The sequence below is a fragment of the Mesorhizobium sp. WSM3864 genome (assembly GCF_002294955.1).
GTDB lineage: Bacteria > Pseudomonadota > Alphaproteobacteria > Rhizobiales > Rhizobiaceae > Mesorhizobium.
The window spans coordinates 26,847-42,959 of record NZ_NSGD01000019.1; the positions used below are offsets into that span (position 1 = coordinate 26,847).

General features: G+C 58.0%; 10 protein-coding genes and 2 pseudogenes. 6 read left to right on the forward strand and 6 right to left on the reverse strand.

From position 1 onward, the window contains the following. Positions 1-603: 603 nt before the first annotated feature. From CK215_RS25800 to CK215_RS25810, 3 genes are all read right to left on the reverse strand, one after another. The gene (locus CK215_RS25800) at positions 604-1,992 is read right to left on the reverse strand and encodes a PLP-dependent aminotransferase family protein (RefSeq protein WP_095832570.1); all 1,389 of its coding nucleotides are present in this window, start codon (positions 1,990-1,992) and stop codon (positions 604-606) included. A gap of 548 nt (positions 1,993-2,540) precedes the next feature. After that, a complete protein-coding gene (locus CK215_RS25805) occupies positions 2,541-5,240 on the reverse strand; it encodes an HAD family hydrolase (protein ID WP_095832571.1) in 2,700 nt (899 codons plus the stop codon). 431 nt (positions 5,241-5,671) lie between these two features. Further along, on the reverse strand, positions 5,672-6,952 hold the full coding sequence (locus CK215_RS25810; RefSeq protein WP_095776501.1) for an LLM class flavin-dependent oxidoreductase: 1,281 nt from the start codon (positions 6,950-6,952) through the stop codon (positions 5,672-5,674). Between the two features lie 239 nt (positions 6,953-7,191). Between CK215_RS25810 and CK215_RS31995 the strand changes: the two are divergent. Then, a pseudogene (locus CK215_RS31995) lies at positions 7,192-7,360 on the forward strand (IS110 family transposase); the annotation flags it as partial. A gap of 397 nt (positions 7,361-7,757) precedes the next feature. Here the strand turns inward: CK215_RS31995 and CK215_RS25820 are convergent. After that, complete coding sequence (locus CK215_RS25820; RefSeq protein WP_245418805.1) at positions 7,758-8,357, reverse strand: hypothetical protein; 600 nt, start codon at positions 8,355-8,357, stop codon at positions 7,758-7,760. A 1,131-nt stretch (positions 8,358-9,488) separates the two neighbouring features. On the opposite strand from CK215_RS25820, the gene CK215_RS32000 reads away from it, so the two are divergent. The 4 genes and pseudogenes from CK215_RS32000 to trxA all read left to right on the forward strand — a co-directional run bounded on the left by CK215_RS32000 (position 9,489) and on the right by trxA (position 10,640). Next, complete coding sequence (locus CK215_RS32000) at positions 9,489-9,722, forward strand: type IV secretory system conjugative DNA transfer family protein (RefSeq protein WP_095776498.1); 234 nt, start codon at positions 9,489-9,491, stop codon at positions 9,720-9,722. Then, positions 9,722-9,787 (forward strand): annotated as a pseudogene (locus CK215_RS32320) (hypothetical protein); the annotation flags it as partial. The gene CK215_RS32000 and the pseudogene CK215_RS32320, both read left to right, overlap by 1 nt. 74 nt (positions 9,788-9,861) lie before the next feature. Continuing rightward, positions 9,862-10,197 (forward strand): hypothetical protein, encoded by a 336-nt coding sequence (locus CK215_RS25830; protein WP_095776497.1) that lies wholly within the window; start codon positions 9,862-9,864, stop codon positions 10,195-10,197. A 122-nt stretch (positions 10,198-10,319) separates the two neighbouring features. Further along, on the forward strand, positions 10,320-10,640 hold the full coding sequence (gene trxA, locus CK215_RS25835) for a thioredoxin (RefSeq protein ID WP_095776496.1): 321 nt from the start codon (positions 10,320-10,322) through the stop codon (positions 10,638-10,640). 422 nt (positions 10,641-11,062) lie between these two features. Here trxA and CK215_RS32005 read toward each other — a convergent pair whose 3' ends face one another. Together CK215_RS32005 and CK215_RS32010 are read right to left on the reverse strand one after the other, a co-directional pair. After that, positions 11,063-11,317, reverse strand: coding sequence for a hypothetical protein (locus tag CK215_RS32005; protein WP_245418806.1), 255 nt, complete (start codon positions 11,315-11,317; stop codon positions 11,063-11,065). Positions 11,318-11,446: 129 nt separating this feature from the next. Next, positions 11,447-11,599, reverse strand: coding sequence for a hypothetical protein (locus tag CK215_RS32010; protein WP_245418807.1), 153 nt, complete (start codon positions 11,597-11,599; stop codon positions 11,447-11,449). Positions 11,600-11,641: 42 nt separating this feature from the next. Here CK215_RS32010 and CK215_RS25840 point away from each other — a divergent pair, with 42 nt between their 5' ends. Beyond that, complete coding sequence (locus tag CK215_RS25840) at positions 11,642-16,096, forward strand: shikimate kinase (RefSeq protein WP_245418808.1); 4,455 nt, start codon at positions 11,642-11,644, stop codon at positions 16,094-16,096. Positions 16,097-16,113 lie beyond the last annotated feature (17 nt).

The window sequence follows — 16,113 nt, forward strand, 5'->3', positions numbered from 1 at the left end:
CTCGCAGTAGACCGAGTTGCGGTCCAGGGGCGGGCACTTCCCGATCAGTTCCCATACGTCGGCCGCATGAATATCGGTGGGCTCTCGGAATGTCACTCCTGACAATAGGACGGTGGGAGGCAATGAGAACCTCTGGCTATCACTAACCAATTTGTACCTCCGGGCGAACATCAATGCCGCCTCGCGTCGCGTTTCACGAAGAGGAGTTAGCAAAGGTCGTGCCAGCTACGTCGAGGCGCCTAGAAATTGCTTTGTCAATTGTGTTGCTGACTTGACCCGCAGTGCAGGGGGGGGCACCTAGGCAAAAAACTGTGTGTCGCGAATTAGACAGACTTGACAGTAGGTGTCGGTTACGCAGCATTTTCTCGGAAAGGGCGAGGGGTAGGATTACGATGGGAGTGGTGGCGGAATCTACTTGCGAACGGCATTGACGACGGGGAGGGCCGCCGCTCTGACAACAAGATTGCGACCTCGTGGACTTCGGGGGCTAACCATCGAGTCCGCCGATCCTTCACTCACGGTCATCCCGCTTAGCGCCTCGATCGTCCAACCACGCCCTCTCCGGTGTTCCCACAATTTCTTTGCGCGATGGAGTCGACTGGATCAGTACGAAGTACCCATTGGATCGGGATGTTCTTGCAGGAGGGCCGCAATTCGTTCAAGGCCCTCTTTGAAGTTCTGGTCGTTTCTATTTGTGTCACCAAGTGCCAACCGCACTGCATGGGGTTCGACTGCTCGTCCGATGATGAATGGATCCGGAGGGCTGACAAGGAGCCCTAGAGAACGCGCATGATCCACAAAATGGGTCGATCGCCAGTGTTCAGGCAAGGTCAGCCAAGCATGCATCGCGTATGGCTCCGCTTCACACCTAAATGCCCCTAGTATGTGGTTCAGTATCTCGTATCTTGTCTTGAGTTTATGTCGCTGCCATTCGACCAGTCGATCAATCGTGCCGTCCTGGAGCCAGCGGGCAGCAACATCAGCGGTCCAGGTGTTTGCACTGCATCCGGTGGCTCGAGCGCGTGAAATTAGACGAGGTATTGCCGGAATGGGGCCCGCAAGAAATCCTGTCCGTAAAGCAGGCATTACGCACTTCGTAAAGCTCGTCGCGTAGTACGTGCGTTCGGGAGCGAAACACAACATGGGCTTTGGTCGGTTGGGGATTAGCGGACCGAAGACGTCATCCTCGATGATCGCTACATCATGCCGCCGCGCAATTTCGGCAATCCGCTCGCGACGCGCCTCTTCCATGAAGGAGACTGTGGGAACACTGTAGCAGGGGGTAACGCACAAAACCTTGATGCTTTCTTGCCCACAGGCTTCTTCAAAGGATTCCGGTATAATGCCGCTCTGATCGATAGCTAGGCCGCGGAGCCTGATCTTGAGGATTGAGGCATTAATGGTGATAGACGTGTCCACCAGCGCTTCGGTGGCGACCACATCACCAGGCTCGGTTATGCTGGCCATTGCAGTCCAGATCGCGTGAGCAGCGCCGTTCGTTACGATGAGGCCGTCGGCACTGCCCTGAACCCCATTGCGCTCAAGCCAAGCGGCGCCAGCTTCGCGATGCTGCACTATGCCCTGGCTCGGCCGATACTCGAGCATGCGCTGGATGGCGCCGTCTTTGGCTGACGCGACCATCGCCTCCCTGAGTTCCTCGATATGGGTTTCGGAGAGCACCGGCACGATGTTTGAGAAGTCTCGTATGTTCGGCTCTTCGCTATCGGCGACATACCGCGCACGGCGTTCCGGCCTGAAATACTGAACAAACGTTCCTCGACCCACTTCGCCCGAGAGTAGTCCTTTGCGTTCCGCCTCGGCGTAAGCGCGAGCTACGGTCTGTACGCTGACGCCAAGCTTTTCGGCGAGTTGGCGCTGGGTGGGCAAGCGATCACCCGGCTGTAGCGATTTCGAAGCAATGGCTCCGTCAACCGCGTCGATGATTGCCTTGTATCGCGGGCCGACTGAATTAGACAGGTCTGGAATCCACATTTAATAATCCAAGCTTACTATTGAAACAGACATGGCATTGAAGCGGTCGAGACCGTGCAGGTAACATCAGGCAGGCCGAAGGTACGTCTGGGGCGGAGATCCTTTCTCTCTCTCTCTCTCTCTCTCTCTCTCTGTCTCGTCTCTCTGCGGGTGTGAAGCTGGGGCCCACTCCAACGGAGTCCGGGACTTACTGAATGACTCAGCCAGATCATGCCGCACTTGGACACCGCTCGCATAAAGGCTTGAACAACGGGCGGAGAATTCTCATCTACGCTCCCAGAAGCGGGGGCGAACGCGACAGGCTTCCTCTCGGTCACCCCAATTACATCATTTCTTGTCGACTTCCTCCGCGATCCCTTCGTTCCATGCCAGACCATCGGACCATGGCCGCGTAGGAGCCGTGAGTGCAAAGCCTGCCTGAAAAGCGCAGGATCGGCGGCATCATGCGGCTACATTTCAAACAACCTGACAACCCCGCGCCGGACGCGATCTACTCCTCATAGGAGCTGAACAGTCCGCCAGGTCAATCGTCGCCGCCGGCGTACTTGCTATCCTTCGAAATTCCCGCGAGCCAGTGACTCGCCGTAGCGCGACCAGCAGGAATCTTCCCCCTCTATTGCGCCGCGCCTGGCTTCCGCAGCGGAGTCAGATGCCCTTGAAACCAACGGGCGAAATATCACGTTATAGTAATGCGGTGAATTAAGCTGACCCAACTCTCTTGGACGTATTGTCGCCGCACTCGCCTGTGACAGGCACTGGTAAATCTCTCCCTCTCGGTTGATTTCTTCCAAATCTAGATAATTGGATGGATTCCTGCACACGCTTCTTGCTTTATTAAAGAGCTGGATATCTGCGACCTGCAACCATTCGTAGTTCTCGCCAAAAAACATTTTCACACTGGCGCCACTTACATACGGCAGCATAACAGAGTAAAATCCGTCATGCAGATGACGTGCTCGAAGCAAGAAGCATTTGGGCTCGTGTATGCTCCCAACCGAAATCATCAGAGGTGAAAACCGTACATTCATATCGTCTGGGCCTAGGTCAAGTTGAAACCTTCTTTGCACTAAGCCGCTGAATGTGAAGTCAAGGCCCAAGCCACGCGTTTCATATGCGCCCAGCCGATAGGGTGAGGGCAGGCACCTCACATTCTTCCAAGCACTTTCCAGATGGTAGATCGTTTTTTTGCGATCTGGTCCCATAAACTTGTCATGCTGGAAATCCTTGAAATATCGCAACTCCCCTTCAACGGGCATATACGCATTGCGGAATAGAGCTGCGTGCGCTGCACTCCGCAACATAGAAGAATCATGCGTCAAACCAGACTTGCCAAAGAACATTCTGGCATCATCAATGAACCGCAAACACTCAGCTTGAACATTGGCAACCTTTTCATACTGGTTGTCACTAAGCACAATGTCCGCAATAATTGGCCTCCCGTCCAATTCATAGTCAACGACCGCACCCTCCTTGAGGGTACAGCATTGCTCGAATATAGTCGTGTTGTCCCAGGTTGATGCTATAAGTGCCTTGCTATCGGAAGCCCTATACGGTTCATCCGACGCGTACACGTAACGCCCAAGTATATCTACGTCCAAGAGTCCGCCGCCAACTGTGCGAGACAGATATTCTTGCGTTCTGCCGTTATAGCCGACGTCGGCCAAGACAATCGTATCACCGTCCTCTACGCCCAGCTCAGTGGATATATAGCGCATCAAGCGAGCGCGCAAAGCGGACGAGTTGTTGAAAACCAAGGTTAGTACATCATCGTCGTGCAGAAGCTGATGGAACGCGGTTTTTGGATCGCGAGATTGACGGGCGACCTGTATTAACAATTCCGTGAGTTCAGGCGGAAGCAAAAGCTGTTTTGCGATGGCGTGAAGGCTGTCGCATTCGGGCTCGATCGCGCTGATGTAATAGTCGATATCGGCGCGGGTTTTGAAAGAAGCGGCAATAGCATGGAATTTCCGGATTCGTGCGAGCTTTCCGATGGGCTTGCGCGCATAGACTTCGCATGCGGCTGAAAGGAGGTAAGCATCACGCAGCAAGAAGAAGACCTTTACTCGTCTGCCTTGTTGTTGTAAGGCATCAACTTCGTCCATAAGAAAGCGAGCATAGGCGTATAGCGCCGGGCCAAATGACATGTAGCCTATCAGTGTCTCGGGCGTGCACTGACGGAGGTGTGCTAAAGAAAAAACCGGGCGGAATGGGCTATAGCATGGGAGAATGATTGCCGACGGCGCTGCCTGCTCGAGGACAATTAACGATGATGCTGCGCGCTGAAGGCGCAACAATTCAGCGACATCACGATCAAAGGGCACGAAGTGCAACGCTCGTACGCCCAATTTCCGCGGTGCTTGCACGTCTGCTACATCATTGTCTCCAATGTGAAGCAGTTCCGAGGCAGGCACCCCAGCCTCGTTGATTACGGCCTGAAAAAGGGACTCGCTTTTTGGCGTCCCATAATCAACAGAGCAGTAAATCTTGCTGATTGACTGCATGACGTCCGCGGGCAAATGCCGAGCCAAAAGACGTCTTAAGTCGTATTCGCGCAAATACGTGTCGCTCACAACAATTATCTTCATACCACGGGTGCGCGCTAGCCTGATCAGTTCTACATACGGTGAGAATGCAAAGCAAACTCTCATTTCGGTCTGGATTTCTGCCTCGACCAATAGCTCCCGGTCCTCACTGGAGAGCGACGTAAAGGACCGATAGATGTCACCTAAATCAATTTCGCTGGATCCGTTGTCTAATAGGTTCGCTCGGCGTGCACGCGCCGCGGCGCTAATTCGTTGGTGAACAGTTACCCCTAACCTTCGCGCGATTGGATTGGCGGCCAGCACGGCAAAAACGTCCTTGGGTGTCGCTGTTTTGCGCCATAGCAACGTGTCGAAACAGTCAAGTGAGAGTACCTTCACGCAATCCCCAACGCCGTCGAGAACTGTCGGGATATCCTTCGCCGTTATCCGGGCGTTACTGTCGGTGTCTGTCGTGTCGCTCCAGGGGAGGCCGCGCCCCAGTCCTGTGGTCTTTTTTGTAAAACCATCACCGCCTGGAAATATTGAATCTGGGTGGCCGACGAGTCCGTAGAGCTCAGTATAGACGTCATCTTCTGGAAGACGTTGAACTATCTTGCCATTGAGGTCAGCCTCAAGCTGATAGTCAATACAAATTCGTTCGGAAGACTGTTGGTTATCATCGATTCGAACTATCTTGGCGGCCATGCGCGTTAGTAAGTTCTGCATATTGCCTCCGTTGCGCCAGCGCAATCGTTCTGGCCGACAACTCTTACTTGTCGTTCAGGCGAGGTTAGGCCATCGCCAAGTGTCGAGTTTCGGCAACCGCTTTCGCTATGAAGAGTCAACGGCATTTGTCTCTTGGTGACTTGGCTTCGAACGGGGGGCCTGCGAGTAAACTAGGCTTATCCTATAGCCAGGCGATCACGATTTATCGATTGCCACCGCCGCTGCACAAAATGGCTAGCTCAAATACACGGCTAACCCTCTGCGCTGGGCAAAGCAGCCTAAGACATCAATGTGACTGCGCCACTGGCCACCCTGGCCACTAGGCGTAGAGCCTCGCGAAGGCGAGAAGAGTGGCTGAAACAACCGGAGGTGTGAAAGGGTATTCGAACTCATTTGCGATCCTGCTTGGAGGTAGAATTATGCCTCATCGCTTACGCTTTGATCGTTTCCCTCAGGGTCGACCCCGGATACTCCTTGCGGAATAAGCCGCGCTTCTGGAGGATCGGGACCACCGATCGCGTGAAGGCCTCGAAGGAGCCTGGCATTTCGGTGGGCGTCACGATGAAGCCATCGCAGCCCTCGTTTTCGAAGAATCCCTGAAGCTCGTCGGCCACGCTCTCGGGTGTGCCTACAACTTGAGGGCAAAGTTCGCTTATGGCAAAGTGTTTGGCCGCTTCGCCGAGCGTGAGATTACTGGCCTTTGTGGCTTGAAGAATGACATCAAAGGAGCCGCGAGAACCGGCTTCTGCCGGAATGTCGTTGATTGGCTTGTCTATCGGGTATTGCGACAAATCGAGTCCGGTATGGGCCGACATGAAGGGGATGGCGAGGCGAGGGTCGACCAAGTCATTGATGTAAGCCTGCTTCTCGCGGGCAATCGATTGTGTTTCGCCCACGACCGGGTCCACCGACACCAGGATGGCGCAATCGTCAGGATTCCGCCCAGCCTTGTCGACCCGACCTTTCATCTCGACATAGAATTTCTGCATGTCTGGCAACGAATGCTGAAGCGTAAAGACAAGCTCGGCGTGGCTGGCGGCGAAATCGCGGCCGCGAGGTGACGAACCGGCCTGCATGATGACCGGATGTCGCTGGGGGCTGGGCGGGACGGTGAACATGCCCCTTGCCCCGACGTGTTGTCCCGCGATCTCGGTGTGGCGCATCTTCGCCTTATCGATGAAGTGGCCGCTCTTCTTGTCGCAGACGAGCGCGCCGTCGGCCCACCCCGTCCACAAGTCAAGACAGACTTTCAGGACCTCCTCGGCGCGGTCGTAGCGTTCACTGCGCGGCAGGAGCTTCTCTTCGCCAAAAAACTGCGCCTCCTGATCGAGAGCGGAAGTCACGATGTTCCAGGCGATGCGGCCGGCCGTCAGCGCATCGAGCGAGGAAAGCACGCGGGCTATCGCATAGGGCTGTTGGAAACTCGTCGATATCGTCACACCGAGTCCAATGCGCGACGTCGCCCGCGCCATCATTGCGGCGAGCGGGACAGGATCAAGCAGCGACATCTGCCCGCCCCGTGCCATAATAGTTTCATTATAAAAACTCAGAGCATCGGCGAAGAAGAGCGCGTCAAATCTCCCCGCCTCGAGCGTTCGCGCCAGCGTCTCCCAGAACGCCGGGTCGAGAAACCTGTTCTCTGTTTGCGGGTGGCGCCACATCCCATGATGATGACAAGTTGGCCCCGCCATGAGATACGCTACAAACTTCATTTGACGCGACATTCTGGCCTCGCTCAATTTGGCATTTGACCTCGTCATGCAAGCGACGTGCCGACTTATGACACCCCCAGATAGGTGGTTGATTTTTAATCGTTTCGCACTGTGCGCCAAAGCGATGAGAGCGAAAAGCTGCCTTCAAAGCACAAGGATTGTGAACCAATGATGGATTCAGGACACATCGATTGGCTCCATTGCAACAATTGACTTGGGACGCAGGTATTTGCGCTGAAGGATTGCCGGCGATTTGCATAGATACCCGACTGGCCAGGCTTTGGAGACGACCCCTAACAGGACGGATCCGAATGCTGCGCGCGCCTTGGCGCAGGTCATGTGCACTGGTCGGCTCTGGCGGTCCTCCTCGTCGGACGACGGGCGGTCGTCAACGAAATGCGAACCGTCGCGGCTAGCCTATCGTGGCGTGGCACGTCGCTCATGATTGCCTTTTCCGCCGAAGGGTAATGTGCTGCTGGACCCCGGCTCTGACAGAGGAATCCCCAATCGCTTGCCAAGCTCGTATTTGCAGATCTACTTGGCTACTTCCCATATAAATCCAAAACTTCCGCTCTCCACCTTCTTGTCGCGTCCTTTGCTGCGTGCCATGCCTTCGCGTAGCGCACGTCGTCCACGAACTCATGGCCGGTCCACCTGAAGCCATCATGGTTTTCGATCGTAATGCCGTCCGCACTGATGCCTCCCATGGAGATTAGGTCGCCTTGGGTCATAAATCCGGAAAAAATTGTCCCAAGTGATCAACAAGGGCGGCACGGCGCCCAAGCCGTCGCCTGAGGAGCCGAACTCATTCGGAGTCCTCAACTACCAACGTCGGCGGGAGATGGCCGAACAGATCTGCCAGAATTTCCCTCAGGGTGCTTCGCGGTACGAACGCTGCGCCCGGCACTTCATGATGGTTCTTGCGGATCGGTCGAACACCGGTCTTGTTGGGCGTCACGCGCCGCGAGTTGGGATAACCGTCAAGCGCGGCGAGCCGCTGCCCCGGTGCAGCACCAAACCAGAAGGACGGGCCCATGCCCAAGTCAGGATTGAGCCGGATCCAAATGGCGCATCCGCTGGGCTTTTCTGCCAAAGACCGGGACAAGGATACGGTGCCGGGTTTCTTCTGCGTTCCGGTCTTGAACTGAATGTGGCGAACGATCTTCCCTCGGGCCATCACTAGGTCGTAGCCGTGGGCATCGAATTCCGATCGGAGGACTTCGAGGTCATAAACGCCAAGCCGCCATAGCTCGCGGAGAGCGTCCCCAACGAAGACATGCTCGACAATCCGCTCCCGCAAGGTCGAATAAAGGAGGTTTGATGCGACCGTCGTCATACGCGGCTCGGCGAGATGGTTGTTCTGCGGCGAATTGGTTTCTGAACAGATTCCGCGGCTGTTGGTCATCGTACCGTCTGACCCTCTGCGCCGGCAAATTGGTTCGGCGATCGCTCGCCTTGTCTCGTTCTATCTGATGACCGGCTCCCAGTAGCGCTCGCCGCTTGTCATCGATGCCCAGACCATCCGGGCGGTCTTGTTGGCCAACACGACCGCTGCAACCTTGGCTGTTCGCCGCGCCATCAACTGCACGAGCCATGGGCCACCTGGTCCCGTTCCGTTCGGCGTAGCGGATGACCCCCCATTGCGCCGATCACGAGTAGCTGTCGCAAATAGCAATTGCCGGCCTTGGAAATGCTGCCGAGCTTCTCCTTCGCCCGCTAGAGTTCTGCTTCGGCACAAGCCCGATAAGCATGCGCAGGCATAGAGCCAGGTCCAGCATGTCCGATCTATCCACATTACGAGTGTAACCCGTTTCGAGTTGACGCTTCAGAATTTTGGATCTTCATTAAAGGACACACACCAATCGGCGCATTCGATATTGAACGGAGGTCCATTCACGGCTCGGAAAACTAACATCATCTCACTTGGGGCCCAGTCAAAGTGGAGACAGCGTTCGGCTATCATGTGAACTGAGTGCGCTTTGGACATTAATGCAGACGACTATGAACCGATGGACGATCCGATTCTGTTTCTGGAATCTCGTGAACGTCGGCTTATAGCCCTAAGAGCTGTTAAGTCCTCGAGATGAAACACAAACGAAAACAAATTGCAGCTGGGTATCCATTGAAGGAGCGCTTACATGGCCGATGATGATATGTCCGATGTCGAGAATCAGGGGGATTTCTGCCGACGAAGTCGATGCTTCGCTGGGCGATTGTCAACGTTTCGACTCAACGCAAATCGACGCTCCGACGCCGCCAGACTTCCTTCGAACGATCACCTTTCGATGGCGGTCAGTGGATCCCACACTATATCAACATAGTGTCGTTGTATTTGAAAGTTTCATTCACGTCCCTTGCTCAAACTCTGGCAGAGGGCCAACCAAGAAAGGAATAAGGCGCCGGATCTCCCAATTCTATGCCAACCGACGGTGAACTCTTTGAGGGCTTGTTTGTACTCGACGAGTTTAAGCATCTCGGCAGGCGGGAGTCAGTGTAGACGGCCGTCGCCACAATCGCTACCTACCAGGGCCGGTTCATGTTTGTGGTACATAGCCTCGCGGCTCTAACCGGCCTGTACGAGCAGTCGGGGAGAGAGACTTTCCTCTGCAACACCGGGATCGAGGTCTTCATGGCCACCGCCGATGAGGAGACGCCGATCTATCTTCCAAGGAAATCGGCGACTAGACTTTTGGTGCCCCAAATCGACCTCATTCAAGCTAAGCCGAATGTTCGAGACCAATCCAGCTATCGGATCAGGGAGCCAACCTGATGCGGCCTGAGCAGGTCCGCCGGATCGATGAGAACAGCGAGATCGTCCTCATCAAGGGACTGCCACCGCTGGGAATGTCCAAGGTGAAATACTATTCAGACCGCCTACTAAGGCGAATCTTCGAAGCCAGACCGGATGAATGCCCGAGCCAACGCCGATTACTCAGCAAGTCGCCGCATCCGCTACGCCATTGCAGTGGGAGCAGAAGGGAGAAGAGATCGAGAGCACAAGCAACCGCGGGTACTTTGCCGCTAATCAGGCGGATACTTTCTCACCTCACCCCATTGCTCTCCTGACGGCGAGAAATATCTCGATCATGCCGATCAGGAGGATCAGTGTCGAGTCCAACATAAAGCCCGAACATCAAACTCCGTTAGAGGAAGCGCAACAAACTGAACCGGCCGACGAGAAGGCAGTAAAGCAACGGCGGGGGCGCGAGGTCGAAGATCATACGTTCGCAAAGGCTTGGTGCTGAAGCCGGAAGAAGGCGAGGCCCTGCGCTCCGTAAGTCCCCAAGAGCGTCGGGTTGATAATTGAAAATTCTGAACCGCACCGTCACATGTGGTTCAAACATCTTCTTCGGTCAAAGGAGCAGTCATGGCTACCGTGAAAGTCGATATCAATAACTTCCAGTCGGAAGTCCTGGAATCCGCAGCACCCGTCGTCGTCGATTTCTGGGCCGAATGGTGCGATTCCTGCAAGATGATTGCTCCGAGCCTCGAGGAAATCTCCGTCGAGATGGAAAGCAAGATCAAGGTCGCCAAGCTCAACATTGATGAATACCCGGAACTCGCCGCTCAATTGGGCGTGCGCTCCATTCCGACGCTCGCGATCTTCAAGGGCGGCGAAGTGGCCGATTTCTCGGTCGGCGCCAAACCGAAGGCAGCTCTTCTGAACTGGATTTCGAACGCTGCCTGATCATATCGCTCAATCTGTACCGCATTGAAAAACCGTAGATTCGTCCCGGATCGGCGTTTTGTACAGGGCTCAGGCATTTGAGCTTCAGCCTGATGGCGGAGCGATCGCGTGGCGACGAAGCTTCCGGCGTTGTCGAGGCGTTGCGTGAATGCTGCGGCTTTCAAGCACGCCGTTACAGGCTCGCGTGACCGCACCAAACTAAGTGATGCCCTGTTGTTGACAGGCTTAGGCGATGCATTTTGCTGAATCGGAGAGGGAATATGGGCAGCAACCGAGAGTTGGTCGGACAAGCAGGGCGCCCTGATACCGAAGGAGGCCCGCGCCAGATCTCCGACGCAATGTCGGACCAGACGCGCGAAGCGACGCTTGCTATCGCCGGCGCCGTGGTTGCCCGCGACGGCAATCTCGACGGATATTCGGATTCAGAGTTGGCCGATTTTGTTAAAGGCTTCAGCAAATGGCCGGACCAGCAGAAGACGCGCGAAGCGACGCTTGCCATCGCCAGCGCGGTGGTTGCCCGCGACGGCAATCTCGACGGATTTTCGGATCCAGAGTTGGCCGATTTGGTGAACGGCTTCAGCAGATGGCCGGACCAGCAGAAGACGCGTGAAGCGACGGTTGCCATCGGCGGCGTGGTGGTTGCCCGCGACGGCAATCTCGACGGATTCTCGAATCAAGAATTCGCCAATCTGGTGAACGGTTTCAGCAAGTGGCCGGAAGAAGAAAAAGCACGTAAGGCGATCGTTGCCATCGCCGGCGAGCTCGGCTCCAAGGGCCGTCGCTTCAGTACTTTCAGCACGCCTGCGCTAGTCAGGATCGCCAACGGGCTGTCGCGGGGTATCGAGGAGGGAGAGACCGCCGGCGAGATCGCCGAACCCGCCTTGCTGAAGGACCGGCTGCATCAGTTGGCGCACTACCTCCAATATGCCGAGGATCGGCTGCAGCAGGCCGATGTCCATGCCATTGCGAGTATATTCAAGGCGTTGGGCAAGGCGCAGTTGTTGGACGATTTCGGCGCGCTGGCACAGCCGGGGTTGGACAGGCTCGAGGTGTTAAGCGCCAATCCCGGGTTTAAGCTCGACAACAACCTCGAGACGATGGGCAACCTTTGCGCCTCCCTGCTGCCCCTAGCTCGCAGCCCGAAGCCGGTGTTGCGCTGGCACCGCAGACCGGCGCTGAACCTGCTCAACGCCATCCAGCCGGTGGTGGAACACAAGATCGATGCCCATCTCAAGGCAGGCCAGGCCGAGCGCACCAGCGGCCCCAATGCAAGCCGCTGCCCGGCGCTTTCGATCTATCAGGTGCTCAAGACCCGGGCAGTGCTGGAGACGCTCTACCGGCGGCCCTATGTCGACGGCGACGAACTCGCCTTGCAGGCCAGGCAGGAAGAGCTGCACGGCAAAACCAGGCAGATCCTGGACAGTGCCCGCGCCCTCATCTACGCCGACCTTTCTTACATGAGCTGGAACGTGATCGCCGAGATCGAGGCGAAGGAGCCCCTCGATGCGCTCGACACCTTCATGGCGCAGAACGCATCGATGGTCCAGGCTCAGCATGCAGCCGCCAGCTTCGATGTCCATCGGGTCCTTCAGGGCATGGACCACGAGCCGAGACCGCCGCAAGGCGATGCCGGACTGATGCGGCTGCCGGTGGTCGACATGCAAGGCCGGCCGCTGGCCAGCGAAGCCGAGTTGCGCTATTCCATTTTCCACCGCTTGACCTCGGGCGCGGTGCCGGTGGTGGCCGTGCAACTAAAGGGAACTCCGACTGGCGCCATGTTGACACGCACGCTCCCCGTAGAGGGCGTGCCCTACCGCATGGACCTGTTCGGCGGCAGCAAACTAAAGCCGCCGCAAAAGAGCCTCAACCAGCTTGCCTCTCACCTGCCCTTCGCGCCCGAAGAGGCCCCAAGCGGCAAGCTTTTGGCGATCCCCTATGCCGAGACGGCTCCGGGCACGGCCTTTGAGCAGTTGTCGCGGGCCTGGGCACCGTTCAAGGAAGCCTATTACTATACTCAGCGCCGCGGATTTGCCGCGCCGCCGGGCATCCCCGACGTTGGCCCGCATGATTATGCGCTGGAAGGGTGCTTCAAGCTGTCCCTTCTGCCCGACCGCCCCGCAGGCGCAGAGCACCCCTTCCGGTTCGAGGGGCGAGACGGCGAGGTCGCCTTGCGGCCGCATGACGGCTGCGGCTTCATCAGGGCCTCACTGGCCGAGCGCATGCCGGCCATTGCCCGGGCTCGCCACGACGCTCCCGAGCGGATGCCTGCCTATGCCGACAGTCGTCAATCGGCGGTACCGCCCTCGGCGCTGCAACATTATCCGCGCAGCGTCGAGGTGGCACAGGAGACCCGCGAGAAGGCTCTGGCTTGGCTCGAAAACCATCCAAGCCTCACCCTCGAGGAGGTGTTCCGGACGGTCACGGGCGGGCACATCGAGGGGTCGGGCGCTATCGCCGTGCCGTCCAGCGACGAATGCCTGCATGTCCCGACGGGCAAGAGCAAGACCTTGACCCGTGACGCTGGCGTGCTTGTCGGACGCTCCCCCTATGACAAGCCCAACCTGCGCCCGTTCGCCGCCGACCGGGTCAGGTCGGCGCGCGATGGCGATCGGACCGCGGCGTTCCTGGATCGGTGCGTGGCCTTCCAATACAGCTTCAACGTCGCGCACAGGTCGGGGGCCGGGCTAGCCGCCGACGATCCGACCTTCTTTGCCAAAGGCATCTTGATCGTTGTGCCCGACGAAATGTGGCCGGCGGACTTCGCCGACCGCGGGGTGGTGATGTCTGCGGAGGACGTAAAGTGCCATTCGCGCTGGCTGGAGGAAAAGAACCGCGTTAAGGCCGACACCGCGCTCGAGTGCGTCGGCATCCTGCAGGCGACGGAGGTGTTTGCGCCCGGCTCTTTGGTTGCGGTTCCGAGCGTCGAACAAAAAATGCTCGACGGCGATTTTGACGGCGACGCCGTCGTCATCATCGGCAACCGGCCTCGCCTTTACGAGCATGTGCGCCAGTTCGACGCGCAGCTGCAGGCGCGCGGCGTCGCCTCGATGAAGCCGCCGAAGTCGCACACGCCGGCCATTGAGAAAGGCGACTACCAGTTCAGCCGGGCCAAGCAGATCCTGTCGGCCACCGGGCTGGTGCTGGAGACCTACAGCTGCCTGCAGCGCAACGTGCTGGCGCAGCCGCAGGAGGCGCAACGCTGGTTTGCCGAGCGCGCCATCTTCGGCACCTACGAGGGCATTCATCCTGAGCTCAAGGCCGACATCCGCGCACTGTTGCAGAAAGATCGGCCGGATGGCCAGACCCTCCATGAGCTCATCACCAGGGCGGGGGAAGACAGCAAGGCCGCCAAGCACCCGGTGGCCTGCGAACTGGCCGCCTTGCTAGTGGCCGAGCTCCAGGACTGGAACCTGCAGCTCGGCGAGCCGGCTCATCAGCAGTCGGACGTCAAGCAGCAGTTAGCGCGATCCGTGGCCTCAGCCGGCGCGAAGCTTGCCGTCAGCGCCGACGCCGCCGCGCTCTTCCCGAAACTCAGCGAATCCTATCCGGCTACCGCTGACGCCAGGAAGCGCATCGATTTCCTGCTCAACCACTACCAGCCGCGCATCGATCCGCGGCCCGACGGCTACAACCCGGACGATCTGCATGAAAGTGCGATCAATCTGTTGAGCGTCGGCATCAAGGTCGGCACGGACGCCTACAAGTCCGATACCGGTGCGCGGGTGTTCATGCAAAAAACCACCGAATTGCAGCGGCTCTTGGAGCGGAGGCCGGGCTTCAAGGCGGCCCCCTATGTCAAGGCGCAGGCGGCAAAGCTCCACCAGGGCCGGTTCGACGTCGATGGCAGCCTGGCGGATCTGAAGGACAACCCCACGCTGGCGGCCTCGGTCATGGAGGCCTCGATCAGACTCGCCGTCGAAAAGCGTATCCTGCCCAGCGCCTTAGCAATCTCGGCCGACAACCCCGCCAGCAGGATAACGCTGAGCAGCGAACAGGCCCTGGAGCGCGCCAGGCTCGAAGCCGCCCCCGCCGAAGCGCAAGAAAGCGCGATTATCGAAACTGTGCATGCGGTTGCCGAGCTTTTGCGGCAGGACGGCATCGAGGTGAAGGTGCCGCATCTTGACCAACGGTCGCGCGGGCAGGTCTGGATAGCCGACGAGTTGACCGGCCATAACGTGAGCGCGGCGCCGGAGGCCAAATTGGTCACCAATGCCGTGCGCCATGTCTTCGAGATCCCGGACGAGGCTTTTACGCGCGCCTTCAGGAAGGCGGCACTGGCCTTCGAGGAGCGGGACTGCAGCGAGGTCGAGACCACCAACTGGTTCATCAGGATGGACACGCCGCGGTTACGCGGCGTTCACACGGCATTCAGAACTGCGCAGAACTATCGCTTCGAGGTCGAGTTCCATACGCCGGCCAGTTACCGGGCCGAGCTCGCGCAGCGCGCGCAGAGCGAATGCGAGCTGGTTCCCGTTCCCCATGGTGCCTGGGAGATATTACACTGGGGCTCGTCAGGAGAAAGCAGGTCGAGGGCGGCAGGAACCTCCAGGTCGGCCACCATCGCAAGACAACAGATTGCGGTCGCTCACTCGCCGCAAGCCGGCGAGATCGTCGCGGCCCTTGGCACGCGGCCGGTGGTGCTCGTCGGCATGCCGGCGAGCGGCAAGTCGACCATCGGTCCCCGGCTTGCCAAGGAGCTGGGGGTGGAGTTTGTCGACATCGATAAGCTTATCGTCGCCCAGCACGGCAATATTAAGGATATATTCGAGCGCCATGGCCAGCCGCACTTCAGGGAGCTGGAGGCTAGAGAGCTCGCCGAACAGCTGAAGAAAGGGCCCATCGTCATCGCAACCGGCGGCGGCTGCTTTGTCAAGAAGTCCAATCGAGACCTGATCCTCGAGAAGGCCGTGTCGATCTGGCTCGACACCGACCTTCAAGAGGTCGGCAGGCGCATCGCCCTGCAACAGCGCCTCACGGGCGACACCGGCCGGCCGCTGCTGCAAGGCGCCGACATCGAGCAGCAGCTCGAAAACATGTTAGAAGCGCGCGGGCCAGACTACCAACAGGCCGATATCAGGGTGGTCCCGCCCTTTAAAAAAGACAAGAAGAACGTCGGCACTTGCGTGAAGGAGCTCTACGCTTTCCTGTGCAGCAGGGAGAGAGAAGCCGCTCTGCCCGCTGCCGAAATATCACATGTTTCCGGTGCTTCCGGCACCGCCATCAGCATGTCCCCAACAGCGCAGCGCATGCACGATGATCATCACAACGGCCACGAGTGCGGGGGCGGCGGCGTGGAAACCATCCAGGCGCCGGCGGCACCATTGAGTGAAGGGGAACGGCCGCCGCCCCTCGACAGCTTCACCGCCGACCCGCAGCCTTTGCTGGCCGGCAATAACGCACGCGCGGATTTAGCGTCTTCCACGAGAAGCAGAGAACGCTCGAGTCGAGGACAATAAGCTTTAGGCGGCAACAA